We start from the raw sequence: 24,370 nt of genomic DNA, 5'->3' as shown, positions 1-24,370 counted from the left end.
GAACACCTCGCGGCCCGGGTGCCGACAGGGCAAGCCCGGAGACCGCCAGAAGCGGGCTACGAGGGCCGGCTCGCGGCGATGGCCTCCTGCAGGGCCTGCGCGTCCGCCGGCTTGTAGATCAGCGCATAGCCAGCGCGCTCGACCTCGGTCCGCGTCGAGTGCGCGGTCTCGCCTGTGAGGATGACCACGTTGCGCGCCTTGCCCACTGCCTGCAGGGCCTGCGCCGCGGCGAGGCCCGAGAGGCCGCTGCCCAGCCGCAGGTCGCTCAGCATCAGGTCGAACACGCCGCCGTGCTGCAGGGCTTCGCGCGGGTTCGAGGCCAGCGCGACCTCGTGGCCCCAGCCCGACAGCAGCGAGCGCATCGCTTCGCGCACGGGCTCCTCGTCGTCCAGCACGAGGATGCGGATCGGCGCCAGGACCGCATCGGGGACGGGGGCAATCGTCTCTTCGCCGGCTTGCTGGCCGAACGCACCGGTAGGTACCGTTGCCTCCTCCAGCACCAGCGAGAAGGTGCTGCCGCGCCCCGGCGCGGTACGCACCTCGATGCGCGAGCCCATTGCCTGCGCCATGCTCGCCACCAGCGACAGGCCCAGCCCGAGCCCGCGGCTGCGGTCGCGACCCGGGTTGTCGACCTGGAAGAACTCCTCGAACACATGCGCCTGGTGCCGCGCCTCGATGCCCACGCCCGAGTCGCGCACCTCGATGCGCCATGCCGGCACGCCTTCGGGCGAACGGTGCAACCGGCGCGCGAAGACGAAGACGGTGCCCTCGGGCGTGTACTTGATGGCGTTGTCCACGAGATTGCCGAGCAGCCGCGCGAGCATGCGCGCATCGGCGCGCACCACCGCCTCGGTCGGGCGGATGCGCAGCGCGAGGCCCTTGGCATCGGCCAGCGCCGCGAAGCGGCCGTTCAGCACTTCGAAGACCGGGTCCAGCGCCAGGGGCTCCAGCCGTACCGGCGCCACGCCGCCGTCGAGCTGCGCGATGTCGAGCAGGGCATCGACCGAGCCGCGCAGCGCGTCGACGCTGTCGCGCATGAAGCGCAGGTTGTCGGCGCTCGGCGCGCTGCGGGTGTCGAGCGCGTCGACGAAGATCGCCAGCGCGTGCATCGGCTGGCGCAGGTCGTGGTTGGCGGCCGCGAAGATGCGTGCCCGCTGCGCCGCGAGCTGGGCCACGTGGTCGAGCTGGCGCGCGAGCGCGTCGGCCAGCCGCGCGTTCTCGAAGCCGTGCTCGATGGAGCGCACGATCAGCCGGTTCTGCTTGCGTGCGTAGTAGAGCGCCGCGAACATCTGCGACACCACCAGGCAGCCCATGAGAAAGGTCACGCTGCCCGGCTCCACCACCAGCCGCAGCGCCATGCCGAGGAACATCGGCACGCTGAAGCACAGCGCGGCCAGCCACCACTGCGCGAGCGCCGCGATGACCACGCTCGAGACGCCGCTGATGAAGAAGTACATCAGCAGGATCAGCGTCAGGTTGTCGTGCGGAAAGAAGAGCCACGGCGCCAGCCCCCAGATCAGCCCCGGCACCAGCATGCGCACTTCCAGCTGCTGGCGCATGCGCACCGCGTTGGCGGTGTCGATGCTCGCGGGATCGAATCGGCGCAGGTGGCGGTGCCGCTGCCACTGCGAGGTGTGCACCAGCAGGCCCCACACCAGCGCGCCGGGGTTGTGCGTGAGCACGAGAAAAGTGATCCAGAAGATGGCGGCGACGCTGGCCGCCATCAGCGGCGTGTCGTAGGTGTCGCTCACGTAGGCCCGTGCCAGGCTCTGGTCGACCAGCGGATTGGGGTTGGGCGACTCGACCCAGTAGTCGCGCAGGCGCCGCAGCATCGACCCCGGAACAGGGGCGCGCGTGGAGCTGGGAGAGGGCGACTGCATGGACGACGGACTTGAACCCGGCGTCCGATTTTGCGCGCATTGCACGGCCTTCGGGCAGCCCGAGGGCATCCACCATTGGCGCGGCGCTTGCTAAACGTTAGCGTTACACAAGCCCATCGAGAAAGCCCGCGATGTACCTCACAGCCCCCGAACAACAGGCCCTGCGCGGCGTCTTCGCGTTGCTGGCAGAGGACGACCGCGGCGAGCAGGAGATCCGCGAGCGCCTCGGCCGCGCGCTGCTCGACCTGCTGCACGCGGACCAGTTCGCCTCCTTCGTGTGGGACGCCGGAAGCGGCAGCTTCGGCTCGCGCGTGGCCCTGCACATGGACCCGGCGAACCTCGACAGCTACGCGCGGTGGCACCAGCACCACGACCCGATCACCTTCGTGCTGCAGTCGCGCCGCCGCGCCACGCGCGTGACCGAGGTGATGCCGCAGCGCGAGCTGATGCGCACCCCGTTCTTCAACGACTTCCTCGCGCGCGACGGGCTGCACTGGGGAATGAACCTGCATGCCTTCGAGGGCGACCACGCGCTGGGCGACCTGCGCATCTGGCGCCGCAAGGGGCGCGGCGATTTCGGCGATCACGAGAAGGCGCTGCTGGACCTGATCGAGCCTGCGTTCGCGGGAGCGCTGCAGCGGGCGCAGCGCGCCGCAGCAGCTGCCATCCCACCGCGTGCTCCCGCTTCCGATGCGCTGCTGAGCGCGCGCGAGCAGGAGGTGGCGCGCTGCGTGCGCGAAGGCCTCACCGACAAGGAGATCGCGCGGCGCATGGCGGTGAGCGTGCCCACCGTGCGCACCTACCTGCGCCGCATCTTCGACAAGCTGGGCATCGAGCGCCGCTCGGCGCTGGCGGGCTGGACGTCGCCCACCGCGCGCTGACTGGCGCCCGCCGCCAGTTACTTCGGCGCCGGCAGCCGGCCCAGCACCTTCTCCACCGCGAGGCCCACCGCCAGCAGCCTGCGGTCGCTGCCGGCGGGGCCGTCCAGCTCGAGGCCCACCGGCAGCCCCGTCGTCGCGCCGATGCCCGAAGGCAGCTGCACGCCCGGAATGCCGGCGTTGCTGCCCGGGTCGGTGTTCTGGATCAGCGCGCCGAAGTTCTCCGGGCTGCTGGCTTCCGGCGCGGCCGGCAGGGCCACGCGCGGCACCGTCGGGAACACCAGCGCGTCGAGCCTGTTCTTCGTGAAGGTGTCGCGATAGAGCTTCTGCAGCGCGGGGCGCGCGACGCGCATCGCGTTGTCGTAGACCGGCTTCGCATCGACCACACCATTTGGCGCCGGCAGCTTGCGCGGGATCACGAAGGCTTCGAAGGTGCCCTTGACGTCGGGGCTCGCGATGCCGGCCGTGAGCTGCGCGATGTCGACGCCGGTGCGGTACTTCGCGAGGTAGGCCGCCATGTCGTCGTTCGCCTCGTAGAGTGCGAGCGGGAAGCCGACGGCGCCGTTGAGCTCCATCAGCTTGGGCATCTCGGCATTCACCAGCGTGACGCCGGCGGCGCGCAGCTTCTCGAGCGCCGCGTCGGTGGCGGAGCGCGTGTCGGCATCGAGGTTGGCGTGGAAGGCCGGCACGATGCCGAGCCGCACGCGCTTCAGGTCCGCGGGCTTCGGTGGTGCGCCGCCGGCGATGACGCTGTCGAGCAGCGCCACGTCGGCCATCGACTGCGCCATCGGCCCGGCCGTGTCGCGCGTGTGCGAGATCGGGGCGATGCCCTGCTGCGGATAGCGTCCCACCGACGGACGCAGCGAGGCGCAGCCGTTGAATGCGCAGGGAATGCGCACCGAGCCGCCCGTGTCGGTGCCCAGCGCGGCGGGTGCCATTCGCGCGCCCAGCGCCGTGCCGTTGCCCGACGACGATCCGCCCGCGATGCGGCCCGGGTCGTAGGCATTGCGCACGCCCACGTCGGGGCCGGTCTGGAAGGCGGGGTTGTAGCCGGTGACGCCGAAGGCCAGCTCGTGCATGTTCGTCTTGCCGAGCACGATGGCGCCGGCGGCACGCAGCTTCGCGACCACCGGCGCGTCGGCGGCGGGCACGAAGCCCTTGAGCGCGGGCGTGCCGGCCGTCGCGGGAAGGCCCTGCACCTGGATGTTGTCCTTGATGGCCACCGGCAGCCCTGCGAGCGGCTTGCATGCGCCGCCGCGCTTGCGCAGTGCGTCGGCCGCGCGTGCCTGCTTCAGCGCGCCGGCCTCGTCGAGGGTGATGAACGCGTTGAGGTTCGCTTTCGCCTTGGCTTGCGCGATGTAGGCCGTGACCAGCTGCTCGCTGGTGACGGTGCCCGCGCACAGCTGGCGAACCGCCTCGCTGGCGGTGAGCGTGGCGATGTCTGGCGCCGCGGGCTGTGCGAACACGGCCGGCACGGAAGCACCGAGGAACAACAGGGCCAGCGTTGCTGGAGCTTTCTTCGAGATGGGCATGGCAAGGACCTCCGACAAGAGAAGGCCGCCATGCTGCGCCCGCGGCGCGCGGCTGTCTGTCGTCGAAACCGATGACAGGCGCGGGCGCTGCCGTGCTTCTAGCGGAACATCACCCACTCGGGGCGCATGTTGAAGCGCACCGGCAGGATGCTGACGCCCAGCCCGCTGGTGACGTACATGCGCCTGTCCTTGTGCGTGATCCAGCCATAGGCCCACTCGCGCGGAGCGGCGCCGGGCACGACCAGCGCGCCGTAGCCGGGAATGCTCACCTGACCGCCATGCGTGTGCGAGGCGACCACGAGGCCCCGCGTGCGAGGCATGGTCGCGAAGCTGAAGGGGTCGTGCATCATGACCAGCGTCGCGGCACCGGGCGGCACGCCGGCCAGCGCGCGCATGGGCTCCGAATGGCCGGTGGAATGGTCGCCGATGCCGACCACCCAGATGTCGTGCCCCGGCAGGCGCACCGAGGCGTTCTCCAGCACGCGGATGCCCTGCGCGGCAAGTGCCTTCGCGGTGCGCTGGCCGTCGTGCCACCAGTCATGGTTGCCGAGCACGGCGTACACGCCCTGCGGCGCCTTCAGCTTGCCGAGGACGGCAGCCATGTCCTCGATGGGCAGGGGCTCGTCGTCCTCGCCCGTGCCCGCGAGGAAGTCGCCGGGCAGCAGCACCACGTCGGGCTGCGCCGCGTTGATCTGGCCGACGATGCGTGTGGCGCGCTCGACGCTGGTGATGCGCCATGCGGAGCGCGTGGTGAGATGCCAATCACCCGCCACGGCGACCTTCAGGCCTGCGGGCGCTTGCCACTGTTCCGAGCCCAGGGGCTCGACGCGCGCGGCCACCCAGCGCGGCTCGATGGCGAAGCTCCAGACGGCCAGCACCGCGAGCACGAATGCCGCGGCGTACCACCAGCCCGGACGTCGCCTCCGGCGTTCGCTCACGCCAGCGCGCGTTGGATCAACAGCTTCTGGATGTCCGACGTGCCTTCATAGATCTGGCATACACGCACGTCACGGTAGATGCGCTCCAACGGGAAGTCGTTCACGTAGCCATAGCCGCCCAGCGTCTGGATGGCCGCGCTGCACACGCGCTCGGCCATCTCGCTGGCGAAGAGCTTGGCCATGGCGGCTTCCTTCAGGCAGGGCAGGCCGGCATCGCGCAGGCTCGCCGCGTGCCAGATCAGCTGGCGCGCGGCCTCGATCTGCGTCGCGCACTCGGCGAGGCGGAAGCCCACGGCCTGCTGGTCGAAGATCGAACCGCCGAAGGCCTGACGCTCCTTGGCATAGGCCAGCGCGGCGTCGAAGGCGCTGCGCGCCATGCCCACGCTCTGCGCAGCGATGCCGATGCGCCCGCCCTCCAGCGCGCCGAGCGCGATCTTGTAGCCCTCGCCCTCCGCGCCGATCAGGTTCTCGCGCGGAATGCGGCAGCCGTCGAAGTTGATCTGTGCGGTGTCGCTGCTGTGCTGGCCCAGCTTGTCTTCGAGGCGAGCCACGTTGTAGCCGGGCGCATCGGTCGGCACGATGAACGCGCTCATGCCGCGCTTGCCGGCGCCCTTGTCGGTCACCGCGATGACGATGGCCACCTGGCCGTTCTTGCCGCTCGTGATGAACTGCTTCACGCCGTCGATCACGTAGCCGTCGCCGTCCTTGCGCGCCGTGGTACGCAGACTGGATGCATCGCTGCCGGCCTGCGGCTCGGTGAGGCAGAAGGCGCCGAGCATCTGCCCCTGCGCCAGCGGCTCCAGCCATTGCTTCTTCTGCTGCGCGTTGCCATAACGCATGAGGATGGCGTTGACCGGGCAGTTGGTCACGCTGATTGCGGTGCTGGTGCCGCCGTCGCCGGCCGCGATTTCCTCCAGCACCAGCGCAAGCGTGAGGTAGTCGAGGCCCGCGCCGCCATGCTCCTCGGACACGCAGATGCCGTAGGCACCCAGCGCCGCGAGGCCCTTGTGGGCCTCCTTGGGAAAGCTGTGCTCGCGGTCCCACTTCGGCGCGTTGGGCCAGAGTTCGGCTTGCGAGAAGTCGCGCACCGCGTCGCGGATGGCTTCCTGGTCTGCGCTGAGCAGCATGGCGTTGTCTCCAGTTTTCTTCTTTGCGTTTCTTGCTTCTTGCTTACTTGCCGGCGCCCAGATCCATGATCAGGCGCGCTGCCATGTACAGGCGGCGCGGAATGGCGCTGATGTCCACGTACTCGGCCTTGTCGCTGTGGTAGCCGAAGCCCGGCAGGCCCAGGCTTTCGATCACGGGCTTGCCCGAGAGCGCGGCATAGGCGGCGTCGGTGCCGCCGCCGGTGCGCTCTTCCACGCCCAGGGTGCCGCCGGCTTCCTTGTAGTACGCCACGGCCTTGTCGACCAGCTTCTTGCCGCCTTCGCCGGCATTGAAGGCCGGGCGGCCGCGCGTGACGATCACCTTGACATCGGCTTCGGGCAGCTTCTTCTGCTGCGCGCGTTCTTCCAGCGTCTTCATGGCGGCGTCGAAGTCTTCGTTGCGCGCGTAGCGGACGTCGGCGTTCAGCGTGGCGCTCGCGGGGATGATGTTCGAGACGTTGCCGGCCTTGGCGATGGTCCAGTTGAAGCGCAGGTTCTTCGACTTGTCGTCGATGTTCATCGTGCGCAGCACCAGGTCGGAGGCCTCGACCAGCGCGTTCACGCCCAGCTCGGGCGCAGCACCCGCATGCGAGGCCTTGCCGGTGATGTTGACCTGCACGTAGGCGATGCCCGAGGTGCCCAGCGAGAGCTTTTCGTCGCCGGCGCTAGTGGGTTCGAAGGAGAGCACGTAGTCGGCCAGCTTGGCTTCTTCCTGGATCAGGTCGCGCGAGCCGAAGGAGCCTTTTTCCTCGTCGGTGTTGAACAGCACGGTGATGGTGCCGTAGTCGCGCACGCCGTAGTCCTTCAGCAGCTTGAGCGTGTGCAGGATGACCGCGTTGCCGCCCTTGTCGTCGGCGATGCCGGGGCCGTAGGCCTTGTCGCCCTCGACGCGGAACGGCGCCTTCGCGAGGATGCCCTTCAGGTACACCGTGTCCATGTGCGACATCAGCAGCAGGTTCTTGCCGCCGCGGCCCTTGATCTTGCCCACGATGTTGTCGCCCACCACGAGGCCGGCCGACTTGCTGCGCGTGACGGTGAAGCCCAGGTTCTTGAGCTCGCCCTCGAGGTAGTTGCCGGCGGCGGCGATGCCCTCGGCGTCACCGGTGCCGGTCTCGATGTTGACGAGCTTCTCCAGCGTCTTGATCACCGCGGGCTGCTCGTCGGTGGCGGCCTGGAACAGCACGTTGTCGCGCTTCTGGGCCCAGCTGGCGGCAGGTGCCAGGAAGGCGGTGGCCAGCAAGGCGGCAAGGGCGGTACGGTGGATGGATGGGCGCATGAAATCTCCTGCTCTACGCATTTCTATTTGGATGTCTGGATGAAAAAAGCCGGGAGAGTCCGTGCTCGGACGCTCCCGGCCCTGCTCTTATAGCAATTCGAGTGCCACTGCGGTGCCTTCGCCCCCGCCGATGCACAGGGTGGCCACGCCGCGCGTCTTGCCGCGTGCCTTCAGCGCGTGGATCAGCGTGACCATGATGCGCGCGCCGCTGGCGCCGATCGGGTGGCCCAGCGCGCAGGCGCCGCCGTGCACGTTGACGATGTCGTGCGACACGTCGAGTTCGTGCATCAGCGCCATCGGCACCACGGCGAAGGCTTCGTTCACCTCCCACAGGTCGACGTCGCGCGCCTTCCAGCCAGTCTTGGCGAAGAGCTTCTGCACGGCACCGACGGGCGCCGTGGAGAACCACTCGGGCTGCTGCGCGTGCGTGGCATGGCCGACGACGCGGGCGATGGGCTTCGCGCCGATCTTCTTCGCGTGCGATTCGGTCATCATCACCAGCGCGGCCGCGCCGTCGTTGATCGACGAGCTCGATGCGGCGGTGATGGTGCCGTTCTCCTTCTTGAACGCGGGCTTGAGCGTGGGGATCTTGTCGAGCTTGACCTTGCCCGGGCCTTCGTCGACCGAGATCACGGTGTCGCCGCCGCGGCCCTTGACGGTGACGGGCGCAATCTCGTCCTTGAAGAGACCGGTGTCTGTGGCCTTCTTGGCGCGCTCGACGCTGGCGATGGCGAAAGCGTCCTGCTGCTCGCGCGTGAACTTGTACTTGGCGGCGCAGTCCTCGCCGAAGGTGCCCATCGAGCGGCCCGGCTGGTAGGCGTCTTCCAGGCCGTCGAGCATCATGTGGTCGAAGATGCGGTCGTGGCCCATGCGGTAGCCGCCGCGGCCCTTGAGCATGAGGTAGGGCGCGTTGGTCATGCTTTCCATGCCGCCGGCCACCATCACCTCGTGCGTGCCGGCCAGCAGCAGGTCGTGCGCGAGCATCGCGGCCTTCATGGCCGAGCCGCACATCTTGCTGAGCGTGACCGCGCCCGCGCTGTCGGGCAGGCCGCCCTTGTAGGCCGCCTGGCGCGCTGGGGCCTGGCCCTGGCCGGCCATCAGGCAGTTGCCGAAGAGCACCTCGCCCACGCTGTCGGGCGCGACGCCCGAGCGCTCGATGGCGGCCTTGATGGCCGCTCCGCCGAGGTCGTGCGCGGAGAGGGAGGCGAAGTCGCCCTGGAAGCTGCCCATGGGGGTGCGGGCGGCGCCGACGATGACGATGGATTCGGACATGGAGGTCTCCTTCGGTAATTCAGTGATGTGGAAGCGGAATCGGAAAGAAATGAAAGCGGTCGGTCAGAAGTGCGTGGCGTGCCCTTCGTGCCGGAAGCGTTGCGACTCTTCGTACGGGAACACGTCCAGCATCTGCCCGGCCTGGATGCGCTCCTTGTGGTGCTGCCAGAAGGCGGCGTCGAGCAGGTCGGCGTGGTGCGCCATGAAGGCCGCGCGCACGTCCTTGTTGCCCAGCAGGAAGGGCTCGAAGGTCTCGGGGAATACGTCCTTCGGGCCCACCGAGTACCAGATCTCGCCGCTCATCTCGTCTTCCTCGTTGCGCGGCGCGGGCACCTTGCGGAACTTGCAGTCGGTGACGTATTCGATCTCGTCGTAGTCGTAGAACACGACCTTGCCGCCGCGCGTGACGCCGAAGTTCTTCCACAGCATGTCGCCGGGGAAGATGTTGGCGGCCACCATGTCCTTGATGGCGTTGCCGTATTCGACGACCGCATGCTCGAGCTGGTCCTTCGCGCGCTTCGCGTGCGCCGGGCTCTCGGGGTTGGCCAGCGTATCGAAGGCTTCCTGCAGGTAGATGTTCAGCGGGATCATGCGCCGCTCGATGTAGACGTGCTTCACCACGACTTCCATTTCCCCGTTGCCGTCGCGGTCGCCGATCTCGAGCTGGCTGGGCGCGAACCTGCGGATTTCCTCGATGAGTTCGGGCTCGAAGCGGTCGAGCGGGAAGCCCACGTCGCTGTACTCCAGCGTGTCGGCCATGCGGCCCACGCGGTCGTGCTGCTTCACGAGCATGTACTTGCCCTTGATCTGCTCGCGCGTGGTGTCCTTCTGCGGGGGATAGAAGTCCTTGATGACCTTGAAGACGAACGGGAACGAGGGCAGGTCGAACACCAGCATCACCATGCCCTTGATGCCGGGGGCGATGCGGAAGCGGTCGCTCGAGTAGTTCAGGTGGGAAAGAAAGTCGCGGTAGAAGAGCGTCTTGCCCTGCTTGGCCAGCCCCAGCGCGTTGTAGATCTCGGCACGCGGCTTGCGCGGCATGAGCGAGCGCAGGAACTGCACCCATGCCGAGGGCACCTCCATGTCGACCATGAAGTAGGCCCGCGCGAAGCTGAAGAGCATCTGCAGGTCGTCTTCGCCGAAGAGCGCCGCGTCGATGTAGAACCGGCCGTGGCTGTCGTGCAGTATGGGCAGCGAGAACGGGATCTCGGTGAAGCCGTTCATGATCTTGCCGACCACGTACGCGCCCTTGTTGCGGAAGAACAGGCCCGACAGCACCTGCAGCTGGAAGTTGGCGCGCAGCTTGACCTGGTTGAAGCGGCTCAGGATGACGTGCGCCACGCGCTCCGCGTCGCGCCGCTTGCTGGCGAAATTGCCGAGCAGCGCGAAGTCGTCGAGCATCTGCTCGACGGTGTCGGCCAGCGTCTCGGGCTTGGGGTAGTAGGGGCGGTAGGTGGGGGCGCCGCGCGGCTCGATGTACTCGGTGCTGATGGCCGGGCGCACGAAGATGAAGTCGTTCTGGAAGTACGCGCGATGCAGGATCTTCGTGGTGACCGAGTTGAAGAAGGTCTCGGCCAGCTCGGGCTGGTGGTGGTCCACCAGCAGGCCGATGTAGTGCAGCTTGATCTGGTGCCACACGTCCATGGGCTGGTCGCCCGCCTTGAATTCCTTCTCGAGCCGGGCCACCGCCTCGCTCACGCGCAGGTCGTAGAACTCGATGCGCTCGCGCTGCGCGCGCTGCTGGCCGTGCCAGTCCGCGGTTTCGAAGCGGTGCTTGGCACGCGCCGACTCGGCCCTGAACAACCGGTAGTGCCGGTTGAAGCCGTCCATCATCGCCTTCGCGATGTCGTAGGCCAGCGGCGAGTCGAGGCGCTGCGGGAACATGACGAAGCGAAGGGGCGGATGGAAGGCAGCAGGCCGCCCGGGATCAGGCCTTTTCGGAGCCGGGTGCCGTGGCCTTGGGTTGTGCCGAGATCGACTTCACCACTTCTCCGGGCTTGCTCCACTTGTGGCGGATGCGCTGCACGGTGGCCTTGTAGGCGGCGTCGAGCGGCTGGGTGCCGTCCACGCTCAGGCCCAGGTCCTGCAGCAGGCCGTCGTGCACGCCGAAGGTCCAGCCGTGGATCCGGACCTTCTGGCCGCGCGCCCAGGCATCGACCATCACGGTGCTGACGGCCACGTTCACCACCTGCTCGGCCACGTTGAGCTCGCACAGCGCATCGACGCGTGCATCCTCGTCGGGCAGGCTCTCCAGCATCACGTGGTGGCGGTCGCGCACGTCCTGGATGTGGCGGATCCAGTTGTCGGCCAGGCCGATGCGCTTGCCGCTCAACGCAGCCTTCACGCCCGCGCAGCCGTAGTGGCCCACGACCATGATGTGCTCGACCTTCAGGTGCTCCACCGCGAACTGGATCGCCGAGAGCGCATTGAGGTCGGAGTGCACCACGATGTTGGCGACGTTGCGGTGCACGAACACTTCGCCCGGCTCCAGGCCGGTGATCTGGTTGGCGGGCACGCGGCTGTCGGAACAGCCGATCCACATGTAGCGCGGCGTCTGCTGCTTCACCAGGCCGGTGAAGAAGCCGGGCCGGTCGCGTTCCATCTGCGCGGACCAGGCGCGGTTGTGGGCGAAGAGGTCGTCGAGGTTGTCGGATTTTTCGGACATAGTCGGATATTGTCGATGAGACGTGTATCAGGCCTTGGCTTCGGCCGGTCTGGGGGCCTTGCCGGCCTTCTGTGCCTTGGTTTTCTGCGCTCTGGCGAGTGTTGCCCGCCCCTTCTTCTCGTGCTCCTTCACCTCGGCGAGGTTGGCCTGCAGTTCGGCCAGCTGCGCTTCGAGCTGGGCCCGGTGGGCGCCCAGCACGCCGAGGAACCGCTCCAGCTGCGGGACGGTGTCGCGCGGGCTGTCGTACATGTCGAGGATGTCCCTGGCCTCCGTCAGGCTCAGGCCCAGGCGCTTGGCGCGCAGCGTGAGGGTGAGCCGGGCCCGGTCGCGCGTGCTGTAGATGCGCTGCAGCCCGGCGCGCTCGGGCGTGAGCAGGCCCATGTCCTCGTAGAAGCGGATGGCCCGCGTGGTGAGGTCGAATTCCTTCGCGAGCTGGCTGATGGTGAAGGTCTGCGCGGGCATGACGACGGTGACGGAAAAAAAGGCCTTGTTCGGGGGGCGTTACGGGCGCGACAGCAGGTTTGCGCCGCGATCCCTACAATGGTGCCCTTGACTCATGACGTTTACGTAAACGTCAATCTTACATGAACCTCCTCGAACGCGAACTCCATTACCCCCTCGGCGACACGCTCCCCGAGCCCGGCCAGGCCCTGGAAGTGGCACCCGGCGTGCGCTGGATCCGCATGCGGCTGCCCTTCGCGCTCGACCATATCAACCTCTGGCTGCTGCGCGACAGCATCGACGGCGTCGAGGGCTGGACGGTGGTCGACTGCTGCATCGCCCGCGACGAGGCGCGCGCGCAATGGGAGCAGGTGTTCGAGACGCAACTGCAGGGCATGCCGATCCTGCGCGTCATCGTCACGCACATGCACCCCGACCACATCGGCCTGGCCGACTGGCTGTGCAAGCGCTGGAACGCGCCGCTGTGGATCAGCTCGACCGACTACCACGTGGCCCGCGTGCTCAGCACCGCCGGCGACACCCTGGCGGGCGGCGAACAGGCGGCGCGCTTCTTCGCCTCGCACGGGCTGACCGACCCCGAGGCGGTCGCCAAGATCCGCGCGCGCACCAACTACTACGCGAACATGGTGCCTTCGGTGCCCGACAGCTTCGTGCGCATGCTCGACGGCGACACCGTGAGCATCGGCGGCCACGACTGGCGCTGCATCAGCGGCTACGGCCACGCGCCCGAGCACATCTCCCTGTATTGCGACGAGCTCAAGCTGCTGCTGGGCGGCGACATGATGCTGCCGCGCATTTCCACCAACGTGAGCGTGCATGCTGGCGAGCCCGAGGCGAACTCGCTGCGCCTCTTCCTGGACAGCATCGAGCGGTTCAAGTCGCTGCCGGCCGACGCGCTGGGCCTACCCTCGCACGGCAAGCCGTTCCGGGGCATCCATCGCCGCGTCGAGCAGCTGCAGGAGCACCACCGCGACCGGCTCGCCGAGCTGCTCGAAGCCTGCACGGCGCGCGCGCTGACGGCCGCCGAGGGCCTGCCGATCCTGTTCAAGCGCGAACTCGACCTGCACCAGATGACCTTTGCGATGGGCGAGACCGTGGCCCACCTTCACCTGCTTTGGTTCGCGGGCCAGGTGCGACGCGAGCTGGGCAAGGACGGCATCTACCGCTTCGGACCGAAGGTCACGACGGCTTAGACTCGCCGCATGAACGACACGCTGGCTCAGCTGCGCGCGGGCCGGCTGGCAGGCGCTACCCGGATCGACCTCTCCTGCGGACTCACCGAGTTTCCGCGCGAGGTCTTCGACCTTGCCGATTCGCTCGAGGTGCTGAACCTGTCGGGCAATGCGCTTGACACCCTGCCCGACGACCTGCATCGCCTGCACAGGCTGCGCGTGCTCTTCTGCTCGGACAATCGCTTCACCACGCTGTCCGAATCGATAGGCCGCTGCCACGGCCTCGACATCGTGGGCTTCAAGGCCAACCGCATCCGTACCGTGCCGGCCGATGCGCTGCCGCCTTCGCTGCGCTGGCTGATCCTCACCGACAACGAGATCGAGGAGCTTCCCGATTCGCTAGGCGCATGCGCCCGGATGCAGAAGCTGATGCTCGCCGGCAATCGCCTGCGCACGCTGCCTGAATCGATGGCGAATTTCGCTCAGCTCGAACTGTTGCGCATCTCGGCCAACCGCTTCGAGACGCTGCCCGCGTGGCTGCCGACGCTGCCTCGCCTGTCGTGGCTCGCCTGCGCGGGCAATCCCTTCGACACGCAGGCCGAGGATGCCGCCATCGCCGCACGCTCGGTGCCGCACGTCGACTGGAGCGAGCTCACGCTGGGCGAAAAGCTCGGCGAAGGCGCATCGGGCGTGATCCATCGGGCGACCCTCGGCGCTGATTCACGGCCGGTGGCGGTCAAGCTCTTCAAGGGCGCGGTCACCAGCGACGGCTGGCCGCACAGCGAAATGGCCGCCAGCATCGCGGCCGGTGCGCACCCCACGTTGATCGCCGCGCAGAGCCGCATCGACGGACACCCCGAAGGCACCGAGGGCTTGGTGATGGCGCTGGTCGATCCCGCGTTCGCCACCCTCGCGGGGCCGCCAAGCCTTGCATCGTGCACGCGCGACGTCTACGCCGAGGAAGCGGAGTGGACGACCGGCGTGGCGCTGCGCATCGCCCGCGACATCGCCTCGGCCATGCAGCATCTGCATGCGCGAGGGATTCTTCACGGCGACCTCTACGCGCACAACATCCTGTGGCACGCGCAAGGCGGCGGCCGGCTTGGCGACTTCGGCGCGGGATGGCTCACAGGTGCGCTCGACGCCGGGCAGACACGGGCATTCCAGTCGCTGGAAGTGCGCGCCTTCGGCTGCCTGCTGGAAGAACTGCTCGACCGCTGCACCGACACGCCGTCGCCGGAATTGGTGGCATTGAAAGAGCGCTGCCTGCAGCCGGACGCGGCGACACGCCCCACGTTCGCCGAGACGTTGTCGGTGCTGCAGCAGCACGCACCTCAGCCATGACCCGCCGCCGGCCCGCCCAGATGCCGCTGCCCACGCGCGACGGCGTAGGCCCGAGCTGCGTTGGCCTGCCGTACGGCCCATGGCCGACCATTGCCCAATTCCTGATCGAGCGCTTTCCCATCATCACGCCCGAAGCCTGGCTGGAACGTATGGAGGCGGGAGACGTCGTCGACGAGCACGGCGTGCCCGTGACCGCCGCGCGCCGCTACCAGTCGCCGCTGCGTGTGTACTACTACCGCACGCTCGACGGCGAGGCGAGCATTCCTTTCGAGGAGCAGGTCGTGTTCCAGGACGACCAGCTGCTGGTCGTCGACAAGCCTCCTTTCGTGCCCGTGACGCCCAAGGGCAAGTACCTGAAGGAAAGCCTGCTGGTGCGCCTCAAGCGCAAGCTGGGGCTCGACGACCTGGTGCCGCTGCACCGCATCGACCGCAGCACCTCCGGGCTGGTGCTGTTCTCGGTGAAGCCCGCGACGCGTGGAGCCTACCAGTCCCTGTTTCCCGAACGCCGCATCACCAAGCACTACGAGGCCGTGGTGCCGTGGCACGAGGGCGTGTCGTCGGTGCCGGAGGTCTACCGCAGTCGGCTGGTCGACGACGACCATTTCATGCGCGTGCGCGAAGAGCCAGGCGAGCCCAACTCCGAGACCCGCATCGAAGTGCTGAACGTGCACGGCGGCCATGCGCTGCTGCGGCTGTCGCCCATCACCGGCCGCAAGCACCAGCTGCGGGTGCACTGCATGGCGCTGGGCATGCCGATCGTGAACGATCCGATCTACCCGGTGCTGCTGCCCGAGGGCGCCGACGACTTCGGCAAGCCCATGCAGCTGCTGGCCCGGTCGCTGGAGTTCGTCGACCCCGTGACCGGGGCGCCGCGCAGCTTCACCAGCCCCCGCAGCCTGCTGCTGACACCGAGGTGACGCGCGCGCGGCGTCGCGCGCACTAAGCTCGTTTCCTGAACCAGATCACTCTTTCAGGAGACATCCGCACCATGGACACCACCCAACTCTTCTCGCTGAAGGGCCGCACCGCGCTGATCACCGGCGGCTCGCGCGGCATCGGCCGCATGATCGCCGAGGGCTTCCTGGCCCAAGGCGCGCGCGTGTACATCTCGGCGCGCAAGGCCGCGGCCTGCGACGAAACGGCGAAGGAGCTGTCGGCCTTCGGGCACTGCGTGTCGCTGCCGGCCGACGTGTCGACGGTGGAAGGCGCGCAGGCGCTGGTCGATGCCTATGCGAAGCACGAAGGCTCGCTGGACATCCTCGTGAACAACGCCGGTGCCGCCTGGGGCGCGCCGTATGAGGAGTTTCCAGAGAGCGGCTGGGACAAGGTGGTGGACCTGAACCTGAAGACGCCTTTCTTTTTGACCAAGGCGCTGACGCCCATGCTCAAGAAGGCCGCGACGGACCACCTGGCGAAGGTGATCAACATCGCGTCGATCGACGGGATCTCGATCAATCCGCAGGAGACGTACTCCTATGCGGCGAGCAAGGCGGGGCTGATCCAGCTCACGCGCCGCATGGCGCTGCGGCTCGCGCAGGACCGCATCGTGGTCAGTGCGATTGCGCCTGGGGCGTTTGCTTCGGACATGAACAAGGTTGCCCGGGATCATGGGGATGAGATCAAGGGGCGGATTCCGGCTGGGCGGATCGGGGTGCCGGAGGATATGGCTGGGGCTGCTATTTACCTTGCTTCGCGGGCAGGGGACTATGTGATGGGGTCTACGTTGGTGGTGGATGGAGGGGTTACTCACGCTCGTTGAGTGGTGCTTGTTGGGGTTTTGCTTCCCGGGGCCGGGAGTTCCGCCCGGCGGCGGACCTACTTTCTTTTGCTTCGCCAAAAGAAAGTAGGCAAAGAAAAGGCGACCCCACTGTCTGCGACCCTCCGCTTCGCTGCGGGCAACCTGCGGTGCTCGCGTTTCGCGGGGTCTCGCAGAACTCGCTTCGCTCAAACAGCTGCGAGCCCTGATCCGCGAAACGCTGCGCTCCTCGGCGCAGCCAGAGGGGAGGGGAGACGCGCGGGCCATCGCGTTGCTCGGCCCCCAAGGCACAGCAAGCGCTTCGCGCTTGCTGTGCTTGGAATGAAGCAATGAAGCGCTGGGTTTGGTGAAGCCAAGGGACTTGAATCTCCGGCCGAGCGAAGCGAAGGCCAGTCTAGGCCGTTCAGAAGGCCGAGCGCAGCGATGGCCTGCTCGGTCTCCAACTCCCTTCTGGCTGCGCCGAGGAGCGCAGACGTAGGAGGGATCAGGGCCGCAGCTGTCTGAGCGAAGCGAGTTCTGCGGACCCCCTCCTACGTCGAGCACCGCAGGTTGCCCGTAGCGAAGCGGAGGGACGCAGACAGTAGGGTCGCCTTTCTTTTGCCTACTTTTCTTTGGCGAAGCAAAGAAAAGTAGGTCGGCCGCCGGGCCGAGACCCGGCCCCGGGAAAGAAAATCACCCCAAGAGTCGATTGCTACCATCAAGGCAGTCCAAGTCAGCCCCAACCCAATGACCCCTTTCCCCTTCTCCGCAGTCCTCTTCGACTGCGACGGCGTCCTCGTCGACTCCGAACCCATCACCAACCGCGTCCTCGCCGAAATGCTCGGCGAGCTAGGCTGGCAAATCACCACCGAAGAATCGATGAACACCTTCACCGGCAAGGCCGTGAAGGACGAAGCCGCGCTGATCGAATCGAAGACCGGCTTCAAGATCACCGACGATTGGCTGAAGACCTTCCGCGCCCGCCGCAACGAGGCCCTGGAGCGCGACCTCGTCGCCATCCCGCGTGCTCCAGAAGCCATCCGCGAGATCCACGCCATGCTCGATGGCCGCATCGCCTGCGCCTCGGGCGCCGACCGCCACAAGGTCGAGCTGCAGCTCGCCAAGGTCGGCCTTCTCGAATACTTCGAGGGCCGTATCTTCAGCGGCCACGAGATGCCGCGCTCCAAGCCTCATCCCGATGTGTACCTCGCCGCCGCGAAGGCACTGGGCGTGGACCCCGCGCGCTGCGCCATCGTCGAGGACACGGTCACCGGCGCGATGGCCGGCGTGGCGGCTGGCGCGACGGTGTTCGGCTACAGCACTGGCGAATCGGGCCACAGCGGCCCCGGGCCGCTGCTGAGCGTGGGCGCGGTGAGGGTGTTCAGCGACATGGCCGAATTGCCCGCGCTGCTTTCGGGCTACGGGCTGCAGGCGGCCTGAGTTTCTGTTGGAATGCGGGGAACCGAGCCAACCCCCGAGCCGCAGGCAGGAAGCAAGCAAACCCCATGACCTCCGAATACAAAACCGAGCAGCCCGACCGCAGCGAGATCGACGGGCTCACCGGGCCCGCCGTGGTCGAGTTCGGCACCAACTGGTGCGGCATCTGCAAGGCCGCGCAGCCGAACATCGCCGAGGCATTCGCCAAGTACCCGAACGTGCCGCGCATCAAGGTGGAAGACGGCAGCGGCCGGCCACTGGGTCGCTCGTTCAACGTGCGGCTGTGGCCCACGCTGGTGTTCATGCGCGACGGCAAGGAAGTCGCGAAGCTGGTGCGTCCGGAGGACAGCAAGTCCATCGCCGACGCGCTGGCACTGATCGACACGCCCGCCTGAGCACAGCAGGCGATGCTCTATCCACCGAGAAAGGGCGCCCGACATGAATACGGAACTCCAGCGGCTCGCCAGGGCGGCTGATATCGATGCGGAGGCCAACGCCCCGTTGCGGTTTCGCTTCGGCTTCATGTGCGCGCAGCGCGTGAGGCACCTGCTGGAGTCGCCCGAAGCGTTGAGCGGCCTCGACACGCTCGGTGCCTTTGTCGATGGTCATGCCGATGCTGCCGCGCTGGCATCGGCGCAGCAGCGCATGGCTGTGGTGGCGGGCAGCCATCCTGGCTCGCGTTCCATCGACGGAACGGCCCATGCAGCGGTGTCCGCGACCTATGCCGTCTACCAGGCGGTGGCCGGACGCGCGCTGCAGGCGGCGGAGTACGCGGCCTACGCCATGGTCTATGCCTATGGCGCCTACGCGATCACCGATCCCGACGCCTTCGCGGAAGAGTTCGCGTGGCAGGTCTCCGCGTTCGAGGGCCTGCTGCGGGATCGCGAAGAAAAGACCGCCTGATCCTGTTCACTTGCCCTGCTGCCTGAAGTCGCGCGGCGCCTGCCCCGTCCATTGCAGAAAGGCACGTGAAAAGCTCTTCTCGTTGCGAAACCCCACCGCCAGCGCCACCTGCTTGATCGGCCGCGTGGTGCGGCGAAGCTGGTCGACCGCCATCTCGTGGCGCACCTCGTTCTTCAGCACCTGCAGCGACGTGCCTTCCTCGTGCAGCTGCCGGTGCAGCGTGCGGCCTGACACGTTGAGCAGCGCGGCCAGCGCCTCGGCGGTGGTCGCTTCGCCGGCGCGCGAGCGCAGCAGCTCGCGCACGCGCTGGCCCAGCAGGCGGTCGCGCCGGTACTGCAGGATGGTCAGCGGCAGCGCGCGCTTGAGCATGGTGCGCAGCGCGCGTTCGTCGCGCTGCAGCGGCAGGGCGAGGTAGCGTTCGTCGAATGCGATACCTGCCTGCGGTGCGCCGAAGCGCACGTCGGGCGTGAACATCAGCGGGTAGGCGTCGCTGTGCGGTGGCGCGGCGAACGGAAAGGCCGCGTGGCGCAGCGAGATGCGCGAGTCGATGGCCCAGCACATGTAGCCGTGCACGAAGCGCAGGATGGTCACCATGCAGAATTCGCGGAAAGCCTCGTCCAGCGGGCGTTTTTCGGCGATGCGAAGCGTGGCAACGCCGCCGGCCACGTCGATTGACAAGCCGATGTCGTCGGTCAGCAGCCGGTGGTGGCGGCACCAGCGCTTCAGGGCCACGCCCAGGTTGGGCGAGGTCAGCGAGGCGCGGCACAGCATGCCGTAGCTGCCCCAGGGCAGCCGCCGCGAGAACCAGCCCAGGGTCTCGTCGTCGAGTTCCTGCATGGCGTGGCCGGACAGCGCCTCGAACTGCGCGGCCGTCACCCGCGCGCCCGGCCGGGCCAGTTCGCGCGGCGTGATCTGTGCCGCCTTCAGGGCCTCCGCGGGGTCCTTGCCGTAGCGCTCGTAGGCCTGCACGATGGCTCTCACGAAGGCCATCGGCGTGACGGCGCGGGTGGGTCGGAGGAACGACGGGGCAGACATGGCTTGGCGGATCGGTCGTGGCGCAATTTGCAACCATTGTGGCGCCAATTGAGGAACGGCGAAGCGTAAGCTGCGGTCTTTCAAGCAAGCGCCATTCCGCGCGGGTAGCTCTGCGCGCCGACCCCTCAGAGGAGACAAACCCCATGCACGATCCCGGCCTGAACTTCGACCTGGGCGAGACCATCGACTCGCTGCGCAGCGCGATCCAGGATTTCGCCGCGAACGAGATCGCCCCCCGCGCCGCCGACATCGACCGCGAAAACCTGTTCCCCCACGACCTGTGGAAGAAGCTCGGGGACCTCGGCCTGCACGGCATGACGGTGAAGGAAGAGTACGGCGGCACCGAGTTGGGCTACCTGGCCCACATCGTGGCCATGGAAGAGGTGTCGCGTGCCTCGGCCTCGGTGGGCCTGTCGTACGGCGCGCACTCCAACCTGTGCGTGAACCAGATCCACCGCAACGGCAGCGACGCGCAGAAGAAGAAATACCTGCCCAAACTGGTGAGCGGCGAGCATGTGGGTGCGCTGGCCATGAGCGAGCCCAACGCCGGCTCCGACGTGGTGAGCATGAAGCTCAAGGCCGAGAAGAAGAACGGCTACTACGTGCTCAACGGCGGAAAGATGTGGATCACCAACGGCGGCGACGCCGACACGCTGGTGATCTACGCCAAGACCGAGCCCGAGATGGGCGCGCGCGGCATGACGGCCTTCATCGTCGAGAAGAACTTCAAGGGCTTCTCCGCCGGCACCAAGCTCGACAAGCTCGGCATGCGCGGCTCCAACACCTTCCCGCTGTTCTTCGACAACTGCGAAGTGCCCGAAGAGAACGTGCTCGGCGGTGAAGGCATGGGCGCCAAGGTGTTGATGAGCGGCCTCGACTACGAGCGCGCCGTGCTCTCGGGCGGTCCGCTGGGCATCATGGCCGCGTGCATGGACTCGGTGCTGCCCTTCATCCACGAGCGCAAGCAGTTCGGCCAGAGCATCGGCGAGTTCCAGCTCATGCAGGGCAAGATCGCCGACATGTACTCGACCTGGCAGGCCACGCGCGCCTACGTGTACGCCGTGGGCAAGGCCTGCGACCGCAACGACCATGCGCGCACCTTCCGCAAGGACGCGGCCGGCGCCATCCTGTACTCGGCCGAGAAGGCGACGTGGATGGCCGGCGAGGCGATCCAGGCGCTGGGCGGCGTGGGCTACACCAAGGAATTTCCGGTCGAGCGCCTCTGGCGCGACGCCAAGCTGTACGAGATCGGCGCGGGCACGAGCGAGATCCGCCGCATGCTGATCGGCCGCGAGCTTTTCGCAGAGACGGCATAGGATGTTTTCTCCCTGCCCCTGGACATGAACCGGGCAGGGACGAAAGGCGAAGAGAGCGAACGGAGACAAGGAAGGAAATGAGCATGACTGCTTCGTTGACCGAGAGCTACGGCAAGGGCGCCACCGACGTCCCCCTGATCGAACAACCCATCGGCGATTTCTTCGACGACATGGTCGCGAAGCAGCCGGATCGCGAGGCGCTCGTCAGCCGCCATGAAGGCAGGCGCTATACCTACCGCGAGCTGCAGGCCGAGTCGAACCGCCTCGCCAGCGCGCTGCTGAAGCTGGGCCTCGAGCCCGGCGACCGCGTCGGCATCTGGTCGCACAACAACGTGCCGTGGGTGCTGATGCAGATCGCCACCGCGAAGGCCGGCCTGATCCTCGTCAACATCAACCCGGCGTATCGCACCTCCGAGCTCGAATACGCGCTCAACAAGGTCGGCTGCAAGGCGCTGGTGACGATGGCGCAGTTCAAGACCAGCGACTACCTCGGCATGCTGCGTGAGTTGGGCCCGAAACGCCTGCCGCAGCTGGCTCACACCTTCTGGATCGATGCGAAGCCGGGCGAGGGCGCCGAGCAGCCCGGCATGCAGCGCTTCTCGCAGCTTCTCGCAAGCGGCGACGCCAGCGACCCGCGCGTCGCGCAGGTGCAGAAGACGCTGAAGGCCACCGACCCGATCAACATCCAGTTCACCAGCGGCACCACGGGCTTTCCCAAGGGCGCGACGCTCACGCACCGCAACATCCTGAACAACGGCTTCTTCATCGGCGAGTGCATGAAGCTCTCGCCGGTCGACAGGCTGTGCATTCCGGTGCCGCTGTACCACTGCTTCGGCATGGTGCTGGGCAACCTCGCCTGCCTCACGCACGGCTCGGCCATCGTGTACCCGAACGACGGCTTCGATCCGCTCACCGTGCTGGAGACGGTGCAGGCCGAGAAGTGCACCGGCCTGCACGGCGTGCCGACCATGTTCATCGCCGAGCTCGACCATCCGCGCTTCAAGGGGTTCGACCTGTCGACGCTGCGCACCGGCATCATGGCCGGCTCGCCGTGCCCCATCGAGGTGATGAAGCGCGTGGTCAGCGAGATGCACCTGAGCGAGATCACCATCGCCTACGGCATGACCGAGACCAGCCCTGTGAGCTGCCAGAGCAGCACCGACACGCCGCTCGACCGCCGCGTGTCGACCGTGGGCACGGTGCAGCCGCACCTGGAGGTGAAGATCGTCGACCCCGAGACCGGTGCCGTCATGCCGCCGGGCAAGTCGGGCGAGCTGTGCACGCGCGGCTACTCGGTGATGCACGGCTACTGGGACGACGAGGCCAAGACCCGCGAGGCCATCGACGCCGAGCACTGGATGCACACCGGCGACCTCGCCACCATGGACGCCGAGGGCTACGTCAACATCGTCGGGCGCATCAAGGACATGGTGATCCGCGGCGGCGAGAACATCTATCCGCGCGAGATCGAGGAGTTCCTGTACCGCCACCCGAAGGTGCAGGACGTGCAGGTCGTCGGCCTGCCCGACCGCAAGTACGGCGAGGAGCTGTGCGCCTGGATCATCGTGAAGCCGGGCCAGAGCGCCACCGAGGAAGACATCCGCGAGTTCTGCAAGGGCCAGATCGCGCACTACAAGGTGCCGAAGTACATCCGCTTCGTGAGCGAGTTCCCGATGACGGTGACCGGGAAGATCCAGAAATTCAAGATCCGCGACGCCATGACCGAGCAGCTCGGCCTGAGCCAGGAAAAGACAGCATGAGCCAACTCGAGACCAAACTGAACGCCCGCTCGGCGGACTTCCAGGCCAACGCCGCCGCCATGCGCGCGCTGGTCGACGACCTTCGCACGCAGTTCGCGAAAGTGGAGCAGGGCGGCGGCGAAGCCGCGCGCGCCAAGCACACGGCGCGCGGCAAGCTGCTGCCGCGCGACCGCGTGGCCGAGCTGCTCGACCCGGGCACGCCGTTCCTGGAAATCGCGCCGCTGGCTGCGCATGCGATGTACCTCGACGGCAAGGGCATTGAATCCGCACCCGGCGCCGGCATCATCGCGGGCATCGGCCGCGTCAACGGCGTGGACTGCATGATCGTCTGCAACGACGCCACGGTGAAGGGCGGCACCTACTACCCGATGACGGTGAAGAAGCACCTGCGCGCGCAGGAGATCGCCGAGCAGAACCGCCTGCCGTGCATCTACCTCGTCGACTCGGGCGGCGCCAACCTGCCGAACCAGGACGAGGTGTTCCCCGACCGCGAGCACTTCGGCCGCATCTTCTACAACCAGGCCAACATGAGCGCCCAGGGCATCCCGCAGATCGCGGTGGTGATGGGCTCTTGCACGGCCGGCGGCGCATACGTGCCCGCGATGAGCGACGAATCGATCATCGTGAAGAACCAGGGCACCATCTTCCTGGGCGGCCCGCCGCTGGTGAAGGCGGCCACCGGCGAGGTGGTGACGGCCGAGGATCTGGGCGGCGGCGACGTGCACACGCGCCTGTCAGGCGTGGTCGACCACCTCGCGCAGAACGACCTGCATGCGCTGGCGCTCGCGCGCTCGGCGGTGGCGAACCTCAACGCCAAGGCGGCCGAGGCCCCGGCGAAAGCCGCGGTGCGCGAGCCAGCATTCCCGCGCGAAGAGCTCTACGGCGTGATTCCCACCGACACGCGCAAGCCATTCGACGTGCGCGAGATCATCGCGCGCATCGTCGACGGCAGCGAGTTCCACGAGTTCAAGGCACGCTTCGGCGCCACGCTGGTGTGCGGCTTCGCGGAGATCGAAGGCATGCCGGTGGGCATCGTCGCCAACAACGGCATCCTGTTCTCCGAATCGGCGCAAAAGGGCGCGCACTTCATCGAGCTGTGCTGCCAGCGCAAGATCCCGCTGGTGTTTCTGCAGAACATCACCGGCTTCATGGTGGGCCGGAAGTACGAGAACGAAGGCATCGCGCGCCACGGCGCCAAGATGGTGACGGCGGTGGCCACCGCCAACGTGCCCAAGTTCACGATCATCATCGGTGGCAGCTTCGGCGCCGGCAACTACGGCATGTGCGGCCGTGCGTACAGCCCGCGCTTCCTCTGGATGTGGCCCAACGCGCGCATCAGCGTGATGGGCGGCGAGCAGGCCGCGAGCGTGCTCGCCACGGTGAAGCGCGACGGCATCGAGGGCAAGGGCGGCAGTTGGAGCAAGGAAGAGGAAGAAGCCTTCAAGGCGCCGATCCGCCAGCAGTACGAAGACCAGGGCCACCCCTACTACGCCACCGCGCGGCTGTGGGACGACGGCATCATCGATCCGGCCGACACGCGTCGCGTGCTGGCGCTGGGTCTCGCGGCCGCGCGCAACGCACCGGTGCCGGAGCCGAAGTTCGGCATCTTCCGGATGTGAG

General features: G+C 67.6%; 21 protein-coding genes. 11 read left to right on the top strand and 10 right to left on the bottom strand.

Features of this window, described 5'->3' with window-relative positions; translation table 11 throughout:
* Window positions 1-56: 56 nt before the first annotated feature.
* Window positions 57-1,880, bottom strand: a complete 1,824-nt coding sequence (locus tag SFB74_RS29475) for a hybrid sensor histidine kinase/response regulator (protein ID WP_432727952.1) — start codon at window positions 1,878-1,880, stop codon at window positions 57-59.
* A 131-nt stretch (window positions 1,881-2,011) separates the two neighbouring features.
* Here SFB74_RS29475 and SFB74_RS29470 point away from each other — a divergent pair, with 131 nt between their 5' ends.
* The gene (locus tag SFB74_RS29470; RefSeq protein ID WP_432727951.1) at window positions 2,012-2,761 is read left to right on the top strand and encodes a response regulator transcription factor; all 750 of its coding nucleotides are present in this window, start codon (window positions 2,012-2,014) and stop codon (window positions 2,759-2,761) included.
* 17 nt (window positions 2,762-2,778) lie between these two features.
* Here the strand turns inward: SFB74_RS29470 and iaaH are convergent, their stop codons facing one another.
* The 8 genes from iaaH to SFB74_RS29430 all read right to left on the bottom strand — a co-directional run bounded on the left by iaaH (window position 2,779) and on the right by SFB74_RS29430 (window position 12,048).
* Window positions 2,779-4,290 carry an indoleacetamide hydrolase gene (iaaH, locus tag SFB74_RS29465; protein WP_432727950.1) on the bottom strand — a complete coding sequence of 504 codons (1,512 nt, stop codon included), beginning with the start codon at window positions 4,288-4,290 and terminating at the stop codon, window positions 2,779-2,781.
* A 98-nt stretch (window positions 4,291-4,388) separates the two neighbouring features.
* A complete protein-coding gene (locus SFB74_RS29460) occupies window positions 4,389-5,228 on the bottom strand; it encodes a metallophosphoesterase (RefSeq protein WP_432727949.1) in 840 nt (279 codons plus the stop codon).
* The gene (locus SFB74_RS29455; RefSeq protein ID WP_432727948.1) at window positions 5,225-6,355 is read right to left on the bottom strand and encodes an acyl-CoA dehydrogenase family protein; all 1,131 of its coding nucleotides are present in this window, start codon (window positions 6,353-6,355) and stop codon (window positions 5,225-5,227) included. Before SFB74_RS29455 ends, SFB74_RS29460 begins: the two co-directional genes overlap by 4 nt.
* A 43-nt stretch (window positions 6,356-6,398) precedes the next feature.
* Entirely contained in the window at window positions 6,399-7,649 is a 1,251-nt protein-coding gene (locus SFB74_RS29450) for a glutamate carboxypeptidase (RefSeq protein ID WP_432727947.1), read from the bottom strand.
* Window positions 7,650-7,736: 87 nt separating this feature from the next.
* Window positions 7,737-8,921, bottom strand: coding sequence for an acetyl-CoA C-acyltransferase (locus SFB74_RS29445; RefSeq protein WP_432727946.1), 1,185 nt, complete (start codon window positions 8,919-8,921; stop codon window positions 7,737-7,739).
* 63 nt (window positions 8,922-8,984) lie between these two features.
* Entirely contained in the window at window positions 8,985-10,805 is a 1,821-nt protein-coding gene (gene aceK, locus SFB74_RS29440) for a bifunctional isocitrate dehydrogenase kinase/phosphatase (RefSeq protein WP_432727945.1), read from the bottom strand.
* Between the two features lie 43 nt (window positions 10,806-10,848).
* Window positions 10,849-11,586, bottom strand: coding sequence for a carbonate dehydratase (gene can, locus SFB74_RS29435; RefSeq protein WP_432727944.1), 738 nt, complete (start codon window positions 11,584-11,586; stop codon window positions 10,849-10,851).
* Window positions 11,587-11,613: 27 nt separating this feature from the next.
* Window positions 11,614-12,048: a MerR family transcriptional regulator gene (locus SFB74_RS29430; RefSeq protein WP_432727943.1), complete on the bottom strand. Its 435-nt coding sequence runs from the start codon at window positions 12,046-12,048 to the stop codon at window positions 11,614-11,616.
* 122 nt (window positions 12,049-12,170) lie between these two features.
* Between SFB74_RS29430 and SFB74_RS29425 the strand changes: the two genes are divergently transcribed.
* The 7 genes from SFB74_RS29425 (at window position 12,171) to SFB74_RS29395 (ending at window position 18,639) form a co-directional block, all read left to right on the top strand.
* On the top strand, window positions 12,171-13,241 hold the full coding sequence (locus SFB74_RS29425; protein ID WP_432727942.1) for an MBL fold metallo-hydrolase: 1,071 nt from the start codon (window positions 12,171-12,173) through the stop codon (window positions 13,239-13,241).
* A gap of 9 nt (window positions 13,242-13,250) precedes the next feature.
* Window positions 13,251-14,564, top strand: coding sequence for a leucine-rich repeat-containing protein kinase family protein (locus tag SFB74_RS29420; RefSeq protein WP_432727941.1), 1,314 nt, complete (start codon window positions 13,251-13,253; stop codon window positions 14,562-14,564).
* Complete coding sequence (locus SFB74_RS29415; RefSeq protein ID WP_432727940.1) at window positions 14,561-15,481, top strand: pseudouridine synthase; 921 nt, start codon at window positions 14,561-14,563, stop codon at window positions 15,479-15,481. Before SFB74_RS29420 ends, SFB74_RS29415 begins: the two co-directional genes overlap by 4 nt.
* 71 nt (window positions 15,482-15,552) lie before the next feature.
* Entirely contained in the window at window positions 15,553-16,323 is a 771-nt protein-coding gene (locus SFB74_RS29410) for an SDR family oxidoreductase (protein ID WP_093205966.1), read from the top strand.
* A 723-nt stretch (window positions 16,324-17,046) separates the two neighbouring features.
* Window positions 17,047-17,739, top strand: a complete 693-nt coding sequence (locus SFB74_RS29405) for an HAD family hydrolase (protein WP_432727939.1) — start codon at window positions 17,047-17,049, stop codon at window positions 17,737-17,739.
* Window positions 17,740-17,804: 65 nt separating this feature from the next.
* Window positions 17,805-18,131: a thioredoxin family protein gene (locus SFB74_RS29400; RefSeq protein WP_432727938.1), complete on the top strand. Its 327-nt coding sequence runs from the start codon at window positions 17,805-17,807 to the stop codon at window positions 18,129-18,131.
* Window positions 18,132-18,174: 43 nt separating this feature from the next.
* On the top strand, window positions 18,175-18,639 hold the full coding sequence (locus SFB74_RS29395; RefSeq protein WP_432727937.1) for a hypothetical protein: 465 nt from the start codon (window positions 18,175-18,177) through the stop codon (window positions 18,637-18,639).
* A 6-nt stretch (window positions 18,640-18,645) separates the two neighbouring features.
* On the opposite strand, the gene SFB74_RS29390 is transcribed toward SFB74_RS29395, so the two are convergent.
* Entirely contained in the window at window positions 18,646-19,674 is a 1,029-nt protein-coding gene (locus SFB74_RS29390) for an AraC family transcriptional regulator (RefSeq protein ID WP_432727935.1), read from the bottom strand.
* A gap of 143 nt (window positions 19,675-19,817) precedes the next feature.
* Between SFB74_RS29390 and SFB74_RS29385 the strand changes: the two genes are divergently transcribed.
* The 3 genes from SFB74_RS29385 to SFB74_RS29375 all read left to right on the top strand — a co-directional run bounded on the left by SFB74_RS29385 (window position 19,818) and on the right by SFB74_RS29375 (window position 24,369).
* A complete protein-coding gene (locus SFB74_RS29385; protein WP_432727934.1) occupies window positions 19,818-20,990 on the top strand; it encodes an isovaleryl-CoA dehydrogenase in 1,173 nt (390 codons plus the stop codon).
* A 77-nt stretch (window positions 20,991-21,067) separates the two neighbouring features.
* The gene (locus SFB74_RS29380) at window positions 21,068-22,750 is read left to right on the top strand and encodes an AMP-binding protein (protein WP_432727933.1); all 1,683 of its coding nucleotides are present in this window, start codon (window positions 21,068-21,070) and stop codon (window positions 22,748-22,750) included.
* On the top strand, window positions 22,747-24,369 hold the full coding sequence (locus SFB74_RS29375; protein WP_432727932.1) for a carboxyl transferase domain-containing protein: 1,623 nt from the start codon (window positions 22,747-22,749) through the stop codon (window positions 24,367-24,369). The genes SFB74_RS29380 and SFB74_RS29375 overlap by 4 nt, the downstream gene beginning before the upstream one ends.
* Window position 24,370: the final 1 nt, after the last annotated feature.

This window comes from Variovorax xiamenensis, assembly GCF_050916385.1.
In the GTDB taxonomy this organism is placed as follows: Bacteria; Pseudomonadota; Gammaproteobacteria; order Burkholderiales; family Burkholderiaceae_C; genus Variovorax.
This window is presented reverse-complemented; position numbering and strand designations above follow the sequence as displayed.